Genomic DNA, 14151 nt, shown 5'->3' with positions numbered 1-14151 from the left:
GTGGTACTGGAACCAGTAACGCACCTCGGGTACTGTATATAAAAACAGTATCCGGGGTGTCGTTCAATGTTCCCTCCACAAGGGCCGCAACGCGGGCGTGGCACCACCAGCAACCCTCACAATCGTTTCGCCCCACGCCAGTCGGTCGCCGAGGATGACGGCTGGTACCAGGAAGTACCGCTGACCCAGGGTACCGAGGTGCGCATTGAAACGGCCAAGAGCATCATCACCCGCAACAGCTCTCCCGACCTGCCCTTCGACCGCTCGATCAATCCCTACCGTGGCTGTGAACATGGCTGCATTTACTGCTATGCGCGCCCCAGCCATGCCTATTGGGATTTGTCCCCGGGGCTGGATTTTGAAACCAAGCTGATCGCCAAGACCAACGCTGCCACTGTGCTTGAGCAGCAACTGAGCAAGCCCGGCTATGTCTGTGCGCCGATCAACCTGGGTTCAAACACCGACCCGTATCAACCCATTGAGCGTGAACAACAACTGACCCGGCGTTTGCTGGAGGTACTGCTGCGCTACCGGCACCCGGTCACCATCGTCACCAAAGGCTCGCTGGTTCTGCGCGACCTCGACCTGCTCACCGAGCTGGCGCACCAGCGTCTGGTCAGCGTGATGATCAGCCTGACGACGCTGGACGACGAACTCAAACGCACCCTGGAGCCTCGCGCAGCGGCGCCCAAGGCCCGCTTGCGGGCCATTCGCGTGCTCAGTGAAGCCGGCATTCCCGTTGGAGTGCTGTGCTCACCGATGATCCCGATGATCAACGACAGCGAGCTGGAGCGCTTGCTGGAAGCCGCCAAGGACGCCGGCGCGCGCAGTGCCGCCTACATGATGTTGCGCCTGCCGCTGGAGGTCGCGCCGTTGTTCGAGCAGTGGCTGCAGGATCATTACCCGCAGCGGGCCGAGCACGTCCTGAGCCTGATCCGCCAGAGCCGCGGCGGCGAGTTGTACGACAGCCGATTCGGTGCACGCATGCGCGGTGAGGGGATATTTGCCGATCTGCTGGCACAGCGTTTCAGCAAGGCGATTCGCCGTTTGGGTTTGAATCAGCGTGAAGGCTATGCCCTTGATTGCAGTGCCTTTTGCCCGCCCGGCAGGCAGATGTCGTTGCTCTGATCTGGATAGTGGGTATTGGCCATTGATGTTTTTTTGATATCGTTTCTGCCACTCTTTGCAGGCTTGTAATGCCCGTTCTAGAGCCTCTGCATTCAGTTTGAGTTAAGTTTCGCCGGGTAGCGTAGGAATTCAGCCAGCAACTGATGTGATTGTTGGTGCGCACGTGTCATCCAAATGACATACGCCGTTTGAATCATCAACCCGGTAAAATGGATTTAACCCAAACCGTCAAAGAGGATGAATCATGCCCGTCAAGGACCCATCCAAGGTTGTTCCAGACGTACCTGCCGAGAGCGCCGATGCTGCGCTCAAGCATATTGTCGACGGCTTTCTGCGCTTTCATCACGATGTCTTCCCAGAACAGCAAGAGCTGTTCAAGAAGCTCGCCACCGCGCAAAAGCCCCGTGCGATGTTCATCACCTGCGCCGACTCACGCATCGTCCCCGAGTTGATCACCCAGAGCTCCCCTGGCGACCTGTTCGTTACCCGTAACGTAGGTAACGTCGTTCCTCCCTACGGACAGATGAACGGTGGCGTATCCACCGCCATCGAATACGCCGTGCTGGCGCTGGGCGTACACCACATCATCATTTGCGGTCACTCCGATTGCGGAGCCATGCGCGCGGTACTCAACCCGCAGTCGCTGGAGAAGATGCCGACGGTCAAAGCCTGGTTGCGCCATGCCGAAGTGGCCCGCACCGTGGTTGAAGACAACTGCTCGTGCGGCACTGAGCATGAAAGCATGCAGGTGCTGACCAAAGAAAACGTCATCGCCCAGTTGCACCACCTGCGCACGCACCCTTCGGTGGCCTCGCGTCTGGCTGCCGGTCAGTTGTACATCCATGGCTGGATCTATGACATCGAGTCCAGCCAGATCGAAGCGTACGACGCAGAAAGCGATCGTTTCCTGCCCCTGGCTGCGGGTCAGCCAATCCCCTGCGCTACGCCGAGAGGACGCTACTAAGCGTCCCTGACACCCCCCGCAACAAGCTGATTGACGGCTGCACCTGACCGGTGCGGCCTGGTCATCGGCTGCCTTGAATTTCCCTGACTGCCTGCCGGCTTGCTGGCGGTTTGCACCTGCGCGCACGTCAGGGGTGTGCCTTTGGCCCCAGGAATGGCCTTGAACGTGAAAGAAGGAGTAACACGGTGAACAAAACACAGATCAAAGCGGCATTGCCGCGTGAATTACTGGCTTCGGTGGTGGTGTTTCTGGTTGCCCTGCCGCTGTGCATGGGGATCGCCATTGCTTCCGGCATGCCGCCGGCCAAGGGCCTGATTACCGGAATCATTGGCGGCATCGTGGTCGGCTGGCTGGCCGGTTCGCCGCTTCAGGTCAGTGGGCCGGCCGCAGGCCTGGCAGTACTGGTGTTCGAGCTGGTGCGCCAGCATGGCGTGGCGATGCTGGGACCGATTCTGCTGCTGGCCGGTTTGCTGCAACTGCTGGCCGGGCGCTTGCGCCTGGGCTGCTGGTTTCGGGTCACGGCACCGGCCGTGGTCTACGGCATGCTGGCCGGTATCGGCGTGCTGATCGTGCTGTCGCAAGTCCATGTGATGTTCGACAGTGCACCGCAACCTTCAGGCCTGGCCAACCTGCTGGGTTTTCCCGCCACGGTCAGTCAGGCATTGCCGCTGGAAGCCCGGGGTAATGGCTGGAAGGCTGCTGCATTGGGCCTTGGCACGATTGCGGTGATGTGGGGGTGGGAACGCTTTCGGCCGCAGTCACTGCGTTTTGTACCAGGGGCCTTGCTCGGCGTGGCGTCGATGACCGCCATCAGTCTCTGGCTGGCGCTGCCGGTAAACCGCGTTCAGGTGCCTGCTGACCTGAGTGAGGCAGTCGACTGGCTGAACCCGGTCGACCTGCTCAATCTTGCCAACCCGGACCTGCTGGTTGCGGCCTTCGCCCTGGCCTTCATCGCCAGTGCCGAAACGTTGTTGTCGGCAGCTGCCGTTGACCGTATGCACAACGGCCAGCGCTCGGACTTCGACCGCGAACTGTCCGCTCAAGGGTTGGGCAATATGCTTTGCGGTGTACTCGGTGCGTTGCCGATGACGGGGGTGATCGTACGCAGCTCGGCCAATGTTCAGGCAGGCGCCCGGACGCGTTTGTCAGCCGTCCTGCATGGCTGCTGGCTACTGGCGTTTGTGGTCGCACTCAGTGCGGTGCTGCAACAGATTCCGGTTGCCAGTCTGGCAGGTGTACTGGTGTATACCGGCATCAAGCTGGTCGACTTCAAAGCCTTTCGTGGCCTGGGCCGCTATGGCCGGATGCCGATGTTCACCTATGCCGCGACGGCCCTGGCGATCATCTTCACCGACTTGTTGACCGGTGTGCTGCTTGGCTTTGCCTTGACCTTGCTCAAGCTGGCGCTCAAGGCGGCGCGCTTGAAGATCAGTGTTGCCAGCCTGGAGGCCCCGGGACACATGGAACTGCGGTTGAGCGGCGCGGCAACCTTTCTCAAGGTACCGGCGCTGGCGCAGGTGCTCGAAGGCATTGCGCCCGGCACCACGCTGCATGTGCCGCTGGCCAACCTCAGCTACATCGACCATTCCTGCCTGGAGCTGCTGGAAGATTGGGGGCGCGCCAATGCCGGCAACGGCTCACGCCTGGTGATTGAACAGCGCAGGCTCAAGCGCCGGGTCGAAGGCCGGGCGCGCACAACGGTCGGGTTGGGCGCCTGATTCTGACCCGGTGAGCGTGCTTCAAGCCGGCTGATCCAGCTCCAGTCCAACCCCCAACTGCCGCGACAGGCAAGGCCAGCGTTTCCACGCGGCGCCGGTGTCCGGGCTGCTGAGTTTGTCGCGGTATTGCTCCACCGATTCCAGGGCAAAGCTCTCTTCATTGAGCATTTCGTCCACTGAGTGGTGAACCACTTCATCCAGCTGGTTGGCGAATTCTTCGCCGATCAGCTGGTGGGCGATCAGGTTGGCCACGGTGGTGTCCAGCGGGATCAGCGGCTGCTGAAAATGCTTGATGTACAGATCGTTTACTTCTTCCACCAGGCGGTGAGCCAGGTAGGCTTCGTCCAGCAGGCAATCAAGGCCGACATGGCCATTCATGATTTGCGGTGGCTGCAGAAAATACTCTTCGGCGATTTTCAGCACCGGCTTGATCTGCGATTCGATACCGGCTTCGCGGGCCACTTCATTGGCGGCCTCAAGGAGTTCCGGAACCTGCTCGATGTAGGCAGTGACGAAGCGTACCAATGCACCCTTGGCATCGTTTTCAGGAAGCTGGATCGACGGGTGCAGGTGTGGCAATTGAGTGTCGAGCTGCTGTTTCAGTTGGCCGGTTTCGGTCTCATGTTGATGGGCACGGGTAATCTGCTCGCGCAAAGCGGCGATGTTCATGACAACTCCAGGGTAAAGGCGTGACAAACGGAAGACATAAGGTAGCTCGGTTCTGCAGATGTTTAAGACGCATTTTGCATAACCGAAAGCCATTTAATGCTCGGCAATTATATCAATGTGCCATCATTGTGCCCCAGCCCGCGTGGTTCGCGGCCTGAGACGCAAACGATCAACTTGAGCAAGTTGAATTTTCCTGTCGCGTTGCGTGGTCGAGGTCGCTGTCTATACTCCGGTTGAAAGTGATGTGCTGATGAGGCCCGACTGCAGTTCGCAGGGGGGTGGTTGTCGAAGTTAGCAGTCTTGGCCGCCGTACCCTTAGCCGTAGGTCCATGCCTCCGGGATAACAAGAACGATAAGGGGAACCCGCAATGATGCGACATCCACGCGTATGGATGGGCCTTCTGTTGTGGTCGATAATCGGACAGGCCAATGCGGCCTGGACGGTGAACATGGCGCCAGGGGCGACGGAAGTCAGCAACGCCGTATTCGATCTGCACATGACCATTTTCTGGATCTGCGTGATCATCGGCGTGGTGGTCTTTGGCGCAATGTTCTGGTCGATGATCATCCACCGTCGTTCCACAGGGCAGCAGCCTGCACATTTTCATGAGCACACCTGGGTCGAGATCATGTGGACGGTGGTACCGTTCCTGATCCTGGTTGCCATGGCCATTCCGGCGACCAAAACCCTGATCGATATCTACGATGCCAGCGAATCGGACATCGATATCCAGGTCACCGGCTACCAGTGGAAGTGGCACTACAAATACCTGGGCCAGGACGTCGAGTTCTTCAGCAACCTGGCCACCCCTGCCGACCAGATTCACAACAAAGCCCCCAAAGACGAACATTACCTGCTCGAAGTCGATCAGCCGCTGGTGCTGCCCGTCGGCGCCAAGGTGCGCTTTCTGGTGACTGCCGCCGACGTCATCCACTCCTGGTGGGTGCCGGCGTTCGCGGTCAAGCGTGACGCCATCCCCGGTTTCGTCAACGAGGCCTGGACCCGGGTCGAGAAGCCCGGCATCTATCGCGGTCAATGCACTGAACTGTGCGGCAAGGACCACGGCTTCATGCCAGTGGTGGTCGAGGTCAAGTCCAAGGCCGACTACGACACCTGGCTCGCCGAACGCAAGGCCGAGGCCGCCAAACTCAAGGAGCTGACCAGCAAGGAATGGACCCTGCAGGAGTTGGTCGAGCGCGGTGACAAGGTCTACCACACCACCTGCGTGGCCTGTCACCAGGCCGAAGGCCAGGGCCTGCCGCCGATGTTCCCGGCGCTCAAGGGCTCGAAAGTCGCCACCGGTCCCAAGGAAGATCACCTGAGCCTTGTCTTCCACGGCAAACCGGGCACGGCCATGGCCGCGTTTGGCAAGCAGCTGTCGGAAGTGGATATCGCTGCCGTGGTGACCTACGAGCGCAACGCCTGGGGCAACAACAAGGGTGACATGGTCACACCCAAGGACGTGTTGGCGATCAAACAGGCAGAAAGCAAATGAGCCGGCCTGAAGGCTTTTCCCGCACCAGCCACCGGATTGCAGGAGACAGGACATGAGCGCAGTGATCGACGACCACAGCCAGGGTCATGAGCACGCCCACGGACCGGCCAAGGGCCTGATGCGCTGGGTGCTGACCACCAACCACAAAGACATCGGCACCATGTACCTGTGGTTCAGTTTCATCGCCTTCCTGTTGGGTGGCTCCTTCGCCATGGTCATCCGCGCCGAGCTGTTCCAGCCTGGCCTGCAGATCGTCCAGCCGGAATTTTTCAACCAGATGACCACCATGCATGGCCTGGTGATGGTCTTCGGTGCGGTGATGCCAGCCTTCGTCGGCCTGGCCAACTGGATGATCCCGTTGATGATCGGTGCGCCGGACATGGCCCTGCCGCGGATGAACAACTTCAGCTTCTGGCTGCTGCCAGCGGCCTTCTTGCTGTTGGTTTCGACCCTGTTCATGCCCGGTGGCGGACCGAACTTCGGCTGGACCTTCTACGCCCCGCTCTCCACCACCTACGCACCGGCAAGCGTGACCTTCTTCATTTTTGCCATTCACCTGATGGGCATCAGCTCGATCATGGGCGCGATCAACGTTATCGCCACCATCCTCAACTTGCGTGCCCCGGGCATGACCCTGATGAAAATGCCGCTGTTCGTCTGGACCTGGCTGATCACTGCGTTTCTTTTGATCGCGGTGATGCCGGTGCTGGCGGGGGTGGTGACCATGATGCTGATGGATATCCACTTCGGCACCAGCTTCTTCAGTGCCGCCGGTGGCGGTGATCCGGTGTTGTTCCAGCATGTGTTCTGGTTCTTCGGCCACCCCGAGGTGTACATCATGATCCTGCCGGCGTTCGGCGCGGTCAGCTCGATCATCCCGGCGTTTTCGCGCAAGCCGCTGTTCGGTTACACCTCGATGGTCTATGCCACCGGGGCGATTGCGTTCCTGTCCTTTATTGTCTGGGCCCACCACATGTTCGTGGTCGGCATTCCGGTGGTCGGCGAGCTGTTCTTCATGTACGCCACCATGCTCATTGCCGTGCCCACCGGGGTGAAGGTATTCAACTGGGTCAGCACCATGTGGGAAGGCTCGCTGACCTTCGAAACGCCGATGCTGTTCGCCATTGCCTTCGTCATCCTGTTCACCATCGGCGGTTTCTCTGGGTTGATGCTGGCCATTGCCCCGGCGGATTTCCAGTACCACGACACTTACTTCGTGGTGGCTCACTTCCATTACGTGCTGGTGCCCGGGGCGATCTTCGGCATCTTTGCCTCGGCCTACTACTGGCTGCCGAAATGGACCGGGCACATGTATGACGAAACCCTGGGCAAGCTGCATTTCTGGCTTTCTTTCATTGGCATGAACATGGCGTTTTTCCCGATGCATTTTGTCGGCCTGGCCGGGATGCCGCGGCGGATTCCAGACTACAACCTGCAGTTCGCCGACTTCAACATGGTCTCGTCGATCGGTGCATTCACCTTCGGTGCCACGCAGATTTTCTTCCTGTTCATTGTCATCAAGTGCATTCGTGGCGGTAAACCTGCACCGGCCAAACCCTGGGACGGCGCCGAGGGTCTGGAGTGGTCAGTGCCGTCTCCAGCCCCCTATCACACGTTCCAGACCCCACCGGAAGTGAAGTGAACGGCACAGGCCCAAGGAGGCTGCCATGAGTGAAGGGACATCGCTTAAGCGCCTGGTTGCGCGGCTGTTGCTGCTGACCGTGGTGATGTTCGCCTTTGGGTTTGCCCTGGTGCCGATCTATGACGTGATGTGCAAGGCCTTCGGAATCAACGGCAAGACGGGCGGGCAATACGAAGGGACGCAGGTCAGCGACCCGAACAGAAGCGTGAAGGTGCAGTTCATGTCGACCAATGCCAGCGATATGGTCTGGGACTTCTATTCAACCGCCGACCAGATCGACGTCAATCCCGGGGCGGTCAACCAGATGATCTTTGTTGCCCGCAATCCGACCGACAAGCCCATGAGTGCCCAGGCAATCCCCAGCATTACCCCGGCCGAGGCCGCCGCGTATTTTCACAAGACCGAATGCTTCTGCTTTACCCAGCAGGTATTGCAGCCGGGGGAACGCATCGAGATGCCGGTGCGCTTCATCGTCGACCGTGACCTGCCCAGCGATGTGAAACACCTGACACTGGCTTACACGCTGTTTGATATCACCGCTCGCCATCCGCCGGTTGCACAGGTGGCGGGCCCGGCCGCACAGGGCGCCCGATAAGGAGAACGCACCATGGCTTCGCATCAGCACTATTACGTACCGGCGCAAAGCAAGTGGCCGATCATTGCCACTATCGGCATGTTCATCACCGTGTTTGGCCTGGGCACCTGGTTCAACGACCTCAAGGCCGGGCATCCGGAGTCGCATGGGCCGTGGATTTTTTTCTTCGGCATGCTGTGCCTGGTGTACATGTTCTTCGGCTGGTTTGGCGCGGTGATCAAGGAGAGCCGAGCCGGACTGTACAGCCCGCAACTGGATCGCTCGTTTCGCTGGGGCATGTCCTGGTTCATCTTTTCCGAGGTGATGTTCTTCATCGCCTTTTTCGGTGCGCTGTTCTATGTGCGCAACCTGGCCGGGCCCTGGCTGGGTGGGGAAGGCGCGAAAGGCGTGGCGCACATGCTCTGGCCGAATTTCGAGTTTTCCTGGCCGCTGCTCAATACGCCGGATCCGAAACTTTTCCCGCCTCCGAGGGAGGTCATTGATCCGTGGCACCTGCCGCTGATCAACACCATCTTGCTGGTCAGTTCCAGTGTCACCGTGACCATCGCCCACCACGCATTGCGCAAGGATCACCGCGGTGCGCTGAAATTCTGGCTGGCGCTGACCATTCTCCTGGGCATCAGCTTCCTGATTCTGCAAGCCTACGAGTACCACGAGGCCTACACCGAGCTGGGCCTGACCTTGGGCTCGGGCATCTATGGCGCGACCTTCTTCATGCTCACGGGTTTTCACGGCGCCCACGTGACCATGGGCACCCTGATCCTGATCGTGATGCTGGTGCGGATCATGCGCGGGCACTTCAACGCTGACAAACACTTTGGTTTCGAGGCTGCCAGTTGGTATTGGCACTTTGTCGATGTGGTCTGGGTGGGACTGTTTATCTTCGTTTATGTGCTGTAGCGCTGTTCAGAAAGGCGCGTGGGAGACCAACTGGCCGCTGTAGAAGCCCCAGGTAATCAGCGCAAGGGTCAGTGCAGCGAGGCTGACCCGCACGGTGAGCGCTTTGAGCAGACGCGTGGAGTGCCCATCGTCCTTGACCAGAAAGAACAGGCCACTGAACAGACTGGCAATGGTTGCCAGCAGCATCAGGACAATCGCAGCTTTAAGCATGGCGAAACTCCGGGGGGATGCATCGATGAGTTCAAGTATAGCGACTGACCCTGTGGTGATCAGGTGAAGCACTTTCGCCCCGGCTGGGTGCCCACCCTGGTCGTGCTGATGCTGTTGCCCGGGCTGATTGCACTGGGCTGCTGGCAGCTTGGGCGCGCCCAGGAAAAGCGCGTGCTGCTGGCCAGTTATGCCGAACGGCAGGCCGGGGAGCAAGTGCGCGCTGGCGAACTGCCCGCGATGGACGATCCCGCCTTTCGCCGGGTACAGCTGTTTGGCCATTTCGATGCCGAGCACAGCCTGTTGCTGGATAACCGCGTGCGCAATGGCCAGGTGGGCGTCGAGCTGCTGCAACCCTTTCTCGACCAGGCTAGCGGGCTCTGGGTGCTGGTCAATCGCGGCTGGCTGCCCTGGCCGGATCGACGAAATCCGGTGCAGTTCTCCACTCCCGACCAGGCGTTGAGCCTGGATGCCTGGGTCTATGTTGCTCCCGGGGCAACGTTCCAGCTGCATGCCGATCCCGAAGGCGGCAGCTGGCCGCATCTGTTGACCGCCGTTGATGCCAGTCACCTGTGGCCACAGCTGGCCCGTGAAGGCTTTGCTCATGAATTGCGCCTCGAAGCGGGCCCGGCCAGCTATCGCCTGGACTGGCCGGTGGTCGCCATGGGGCCGGAAAAACACCTTGGCTACGCCGTGCAATGGTTTGCCCTGGCGCTGGCGTTGGTCCTGCTTTACCTCTACTTCGGCTGGCATAAAAACAAGGAGAAACAGCATGGGAGTCGTCACGAGTCCTCTCAACATGTCTGAAGGCAAGGTGCCGCCAGGGCGGGCGCGGGGGCGCCTGCAACTGATCCTGATCCTGCTGGTGGTCATCGGGCCGATGATGCTGGCGACCGGCATGTACAAGTTTCAGTTCTGGGTACCGGACAGCCGCAATTACCACGGCGAAATGATTGGCGACGGCCAGAGCCGCGCCGACCTAGGGGTGAGCGCCGATGAACAGCGCTGGCAGTTGCTGGTCAGTGCGCCCAGGGAGTGCGGGCTGGACTGCCAGCAACTGGTGTACCTGGCCCGGCAGATCCAGATCGGCCTGGGCCGCGATGCCAGTCGCGCCAGCCATGCCCTGGCGACGGCGCAGCCGCTCAGTGGCGACTTTCAAGCCCGGCTTGAGCGTGAATACCCGCAGCTGCAGCGCTATGCGCTGGACCTGGACAAGTACGGCGCCGCGAGCAACGGCAAAGCGGATGCGCAGCTGTGGATCGTCGACCCGCATGGCAACCTGGTGCTGCGCTACGACGCCCGGGTCAAAGGCAAGGATTTGCTCAATGACCTCCGTCATCTGTTGAAACTGTCCAACATCGGGTAGGACATCATCATGGCCAGACCTGGATTTCGCCTTGCCGTGTTTGCCACCGCGCTGGCACTGGTGGTGGTGCTGCTCGGTGCCTATACCCGCCTCACTCATGCCGGACTGGGCTGTCCGGACTGGCCGGGGTGTTACGGGTTCATCAGCGTGCCCAAGACCGAAGCCCAGCTGGCGCATGCCGAGCGGCACTTTCCCGACACCCCGGTGGAGGCGCACAAGGGTCGTAACGAAATGGTGCATCGCTACTTCGCCGGTACCCTGGCGCTGGTGATCACCCTGCTTGCCTGGCAAGCCTGGCGCCGCCATGGCCGGAACGGACAGCCCTATCGCCTGCCGGTGTTGCTGTTGGGGGTGGTGTTCGCCCAGGCAGCCTTCGGCATGTGGACCGTTACCCTCAAGCTGTGGCCGCAGGTGGTCACCGCCCACTTGTTGGGCGGCTTCACGACCTTGAGCCTGTTGTTTTTGCTCAGCCTGCGCTTGTCACGGGCATTTGCGCCGTTGCCCAAGTTGCCGCTGAGCGTACGGCGCGTGGCGGCCCTGGGCTTGCTGGTGGTCATCGGCCAGATCGCCCTGGGCGGCTGGGTCAGCGCCAACTATGCGGCGGTTGCCTGCATCGACCTGCCTACCTGCCACGGCCAGTGGTGGCCTCAGGCGGATTTCGCCAATGGCTTTCACCTCACCCAGCACATCGGCCCCAACTACCTCGGGGGCCAACTGGACAGCGATGCGCGCACGGCCATTCACATCAGTCACCGGCTGGGAGCGCTGATGGTGACCGGCGTGCTGTTGCTGTTGAGCTGGAAGCTGCATCGCCATGGGCTTGGCCGGCTGGCCCGGCTGGTGCTACTGGCCCTGGCGGTTCAGGTTGGGCTGGGCATCAGCAATGTGCTGTTCCACCTGCCGCTGCCCGTTGCGGTGGCACACAACGCCGGGGGCGCCATGCTGTTGTTGTGCATGGTCCTGGTCAATTACCGCATTCGCCTGGTGGCCAAGGCGAAAGTGCGCCGAGTCAGCCAGGGTTGGCGCCTGACACCGCTGAGCAGTGGCGGTGTCGTCCATTATCTGGGAGATAACTCATGGCGACGCTTTTAAGCGGACGCAAACTGCAGGCGGGTTGGGCTGACTACCTGGAGCTGACAAAGCCCAAGGTCGTGGTGTTGATGCTGATCACCTCGCTGGTCGGCATGTTTCTCGCGACCCGTGCCGGCGTGCCCTGGACGATTTTGCTGTTCGGCAACCTGGGCATTGCCTGCTGTGCGGGTGGCGCTGCAGTCGTCAACCATGTGGTCGACCGGCGAATCGATGCGCTGATGGCCCGTACCCACAAGCGCCCACTGGCAGAGGGCCGGGTGGCGCCAGCCGCTGCCCTGACCTTCGCCCTGCTGTTGTGCCTGCTGGGCATGGCTTTGCTGCTGGTCTTCACCAACGCCCTCACCGCCTGGCTGACGCTGGCCTCGTTGCTCGGGTATGCGGTGATCTACACCGGTTTTCTCAAGCGCGCGACACCGCAGAACATCGTCATTGGCGGGTTGGCTGGCGCGGCCCCACCGTTGCTGGGATGGGTGGCGGTCAGTGGTCACATCAGTGCCGAGCCCTTGTTGCTGGTGCTGATCATCTTTGCCTGGACCCCACCGCATTTCTGGGCGCTGGCCATCCACCGCAAGGAAGAGTACGCCAAGGCTGATATCCCGATGCTGCCGGTGACCCACGGCGAGACCTACACCAAGCTGCACATCCTGCTTTACACCCTGGTGCTGCTGGCCGTCAGCCTGCTGCCTTACGCCATTCACATGAGCGGGCCGCTGTACCTGGTGTGTGCCGTGCTACTGGGCGCACGCTTCCTGCAATGGGCCTGGGTGTTGTACCGTGGCAGCCGGCCGCACGCGGCGATCAAGACCTTCAAGTACTCTATCGGGTACCTGTTTTTGCTGTTCATCGCGCTGCTTGTAGACCACTACTTATTGTTGAACCTATGACTCGAACCCAGAAAACCGTCTTCATTCTCGTTGCCCTGGTCGCCGTGATCCTTGGGCTTACCGTCAACAAGGTGCTCAGCGGCCGTAGCCAGGGCAACCCGACTGAACTGATCGATGCGGGCATTATCCTGCTGCCGCAAAGCCGCACGGTACCGGGCCTGGAAATGACCGATGAGAACGGTCAGCCGGTGCAGATGGATGAGCTCAAGGGCAAATGGTCGCTGCTGTTCTTCGGCTACACCTTCTGCCCGGACATTTGCCCGACGACGCTTGCGCAGTTGCGTCAGGTGAAGAGCGAGTTGCCCAAAGAGGCGGTGGAGCGGCTGCAGGTGGTGCTGGTCAGCGTCGACCCGAACCGGGACACACCGGCGCAGCTCAAGCAGTACCTGGGGTATTTCGACAAGGATTTTCGCGGGTTGACCGGCTCGCTGGACAACACCCAGAAGCTGGCCAATGCAGTGAGCATTCCGTTTATTCCGGCCGATACCAGCAAGCCGAACTACACGGTGGATCACAGCGGCAACCTGGCGCTGCTGGGGCCGGATGGCAAGCAGCGTGGCTTTATTCGTGCGCCGTTCAACAATCAGAAGCTGGTGGCGCAACTGCCGGGATTGGTCAAGCGCGATTGAAAGCATCGCGGGGCAAGTCGCCCCGCGAAAGGCTGTCAGGTCAGAACGCCGGCTTGACCGCGCCCTTGTACTTCTCTTCGATGAACTTCTTCACTTCCGGGGTGTGCAAGGCTGCAACCAGCTTCTTCACGGCCTCGGCATCCTTGTTGTCTTCACGGGTGACCAGGATGTTCACGTACGGCGAATCAGCGCCTTCAATGACCAGGGCATCCTTGCTCGGGTCCAGCTTGGCTTCCAGCGCGTAGTTGGTGTTGATCAGCGCCAGGTCGACCTGGGTCAACACACGCGGGATGGTGGCCGCTTCCAGCTCACGGAACTTGAGGTTCTTCGGGTTCTCGGCGATGTCTTTGACAGTCGAGAGGATGTTGGTGTTGTCCTTGAGCTTGATCACACCGGCCTTGTCCAGCAGCAGCAAGGCACGACCGCCGTTGGTGGCGTCGTTGGGGATGACCACGGCGGCGGTCGATGGCAGTTCGGCGAGGGTCTTGAACTTGCTGGAATAAGCGCCCAGCGGCTCCAGGTGCACACCGGCAACGCTGACCAGATGGGTGCCCTTGGCCTTGTTGAACTCATCCAGGTACGGCTGGTGCTGGAAGAAGTTGGCGTCAAGGCGCTTCTCGGCAACCTGCACGTTGGGCTGGATGTAGTCGGTGAATACCTTCACCTTCAGGTCCACGCCTTCTTTGGCCAGCACCGGTTTGACGAACTCGAGGATCTCGGCGTGCGGTACCGGGGTGGCGGCAACGGTCAGGGTTTCGGCCTGAGCCGAGAAGGCCGCAACGGCGGCGACAACAGCAAGCAGCTTTTTCATCAAATCACTCCTTGTGAGGGCCGGTCCGGCCCCCGGTGCGTCGGCATTGC

15 protein-coding genes are annotated in these 14151 nt (G+C 60.6%); 12 read left to right on the top strand and 3 right to left on the bottom strand.

Going from position 1 to position 14151, the window contains the following annotated elements; translation table 11 throughout:
- Positions 1–66: 66 nt before the first annotated feature.
- The 3 genes from I5S59_RS02550 to I5S59_RS02540 all read left to right on the top strand — a co-directional run bounded on the left by I5S59_RS02550 (position 67) and on the right by I5S59_RS02540 (position 3810).
- Positions 67–1128 carry a PA0069 family radical SAM protein gene (locus I5S59_RS02550; protein WP_197875270.1) on the top strand — a complete coding sequence of 354 codons (1062 nt, stop codon included), beginning with the start codon at positions 67–69 and terminating at the stop codon, positions 1126–1128.
- Positions 1129–1372: 244 nt separating this feature from the next.
- A complete protein-coding gene (locus tag I5S59_RS02545; RefSeq protein ID WP_197875269.1) occupies positions 1373–2092 on the top strand; it encodes a carbonic anhydrase in 720 nt (239 codons plus the stop codon).
- A gap of 185 nt (positions 2093–2277) precedes the next feature.
- Complete coding sequence (locus I5S59_RS02540; protein ID WP_197875268.1) at positions 2278–3810, top strand: SulP family inorganic anion transporter; 1533 nt, start codon at positions 2278–2280, stop codon at positions 3808–3810.
- 21 nt (positions 3811–3831) lie between these two features.
- On the opposite strand, the gene I5S59_RS02535 is transcribed toward I5S59_RS02540, so the two are convergent.
- Positions 3832–4479, bottom strand: coding sequence for a hypothetical protein (locus I5S59_RS02535; protein WP_128322070.1), 648 nt, complete (start codon positions 4477–4479; stop codon positions 3832–3834).
- 368 nt (positions 4480–4847) lie between these two features.
- On the opposite strand from I5S59_RS02535, the gene coxB reads away from it, so the two are divergent.
- The 4 genes from coxB to I5S59_RS02515 are packed head-to-tail and all read left to right on the top strand — an operon-like array spanning position 4848 to position 9112.
- Entirely contained in the window at positions 4848–5975 is a 1128-nt protein-coding gene (gene coxB, locus I5S59_RS02530; protein WP_197875267.1) for a cytochrome c oxidase subunit II, read from the top strand.
- A gap of 52 nt (positions 5976–6027) precedes the next feature.
- Entirely contained in the window at positions 6028–7617 is a 1590-nt protein-coding gene (gene ctaD / locus I5S59_RS02525; protein ID WP_197875266.1) for a cytochrome c oxidase subunit I, read from the top strand.
- 25 nt (positions 7618–7642) lie between these two features.
- Positions 7643–8212: a cytochrome c oxidase assembly protein gene (locus tag I5S59_RS02520; protein WP_197875265.1), complete on the top strand. Its 570-nt coding sequence runs from the start codon at positions 7643–7645 to the stop codon at positions 8210–8212.
- Between the two features lie 12 nt (positions 8213–8224).
- Positions 8225–9112, top strand: a complete 888-nt coding sequence (locus I5S59_RS02515; RefSeq protein ID WP_197875264.1) for a cytochrome c oxidase subunit 3 — start codon at positions 8225–8227, stop codon at positions 9110–9112.
- Between the two features lie 6 nt (positions 9113–9118).
- Here I5S59_RS02515 and I5S59_RS02510 read toward each other — a convergent pair whose 3' ends face one another.
- On the bottom strand, positions 9119–9322 hold the full coding sequence (locus I5S59_RS02510) for a twin transmembrane helix small protein (RefSeq protein ID WP_128322075.1): 204 nt from the start codon (positions 9320–9322) through the stop codon (positions 9119–9121).
- 63 nt (positions 9323–9385) lie between these two features.
- Between I5S59_RS02510 and I5S59_RS02505 the strand changes: the two genes are divergently transcribed.
- The 5 genes from I5S59_RS02505 to I5S59_RS02485 are packed head-to-tail and all read left to right on the top strand — an operon-like array spanning position 9386 to position 13290.
- Positions 9386–10126: an SURF1 family protein gene (locus I5S59_RS02505; protein ID WP_197875263.1), complete on the top strand. Its 741-nt coding sequence runs from the start codon at positions 9386–9388 to the stop codon at positions 10124–10126.
- Complete coding sequence (locus I5S59_RS02500) at positions 10092–10685, top strand: hypothetical protein (protein ID WP_197875262.1); 594 nt, start codon at positions 10092–10094, stop codon at positions 10683–10685. Before I5S59_RS02505 ends, I5S59_RS02500 begins: the two co-directional genes overlap by 35 nt.
- Positions 10686–10694: 9 nt before the next feature.
- Positions 10695–11777 carry a COX15/CtaA family protein gene (locus I5S59_RS02495; protein WP_197875261.1) on the top strand — a complete coding sequence of 361 codons (1083 nt, stop codon included), beginning with the start codon at positions 10695–10697 and terminating at the stop codon, positions 11775–11777.
- Positions 11762–12661, top strand: coding sequence for a heme o synthase (gene cyoE / locus I5S59_RS02490; protein WP_197875260.1), 900 nt, complete (start codon positions 11762–11764; stop codon positions 12659–12661). Before I5S59_RS02495 ends, cyoE begins: the two co-directional genes overlap by 16 nt.
- Positions 12658–13290, top strand: a complete 633-nt coding sequence (locus tag I5S59_RS02485) for an SCO family protein (protein ID WP_197875259.1) — start codon at positions 12658–12660, stop codon at positions 13288–13290. The genes cyoE and I5S59_RS02485 overlap by 4 nt, the downstream gene beginning before the upstream one ends.
- A gap of 40 nt (positions 13291–13330) precedes the next feature.
- On the opposite strand, the gene I5S59_RS02480 is transcribed toward I5S59_RS02485, so the two are convergent.
- On the bottom strand, positions 13331–14101 hold the full coding sequence (locus I5S59_RS02480; RefSeq protein WP_197875258.1) for a MetQ/NlpA family ABC transporter substrate-binding protein: 771 nt from the start codon (positions 14099–14101) through the stop codon (positions 13331–13333).
- Positions 14102–14151: the final 50 nt, after the last annotated feature.

Source organism: Pseudomonas alkylphenolica, assembly GCF_016009175.1.
Classification (GTDB): Bacteria; Pseudomonadota; Gammaproteobacteria; order Pseudomonadales; family Pseudomonadaceae; genus Aquipseudomonas; species Aquipseudomonas alkylphenolica_B.
This window is presented reverse-complemented; position numbering and strand designations above follow the sequence as displayed.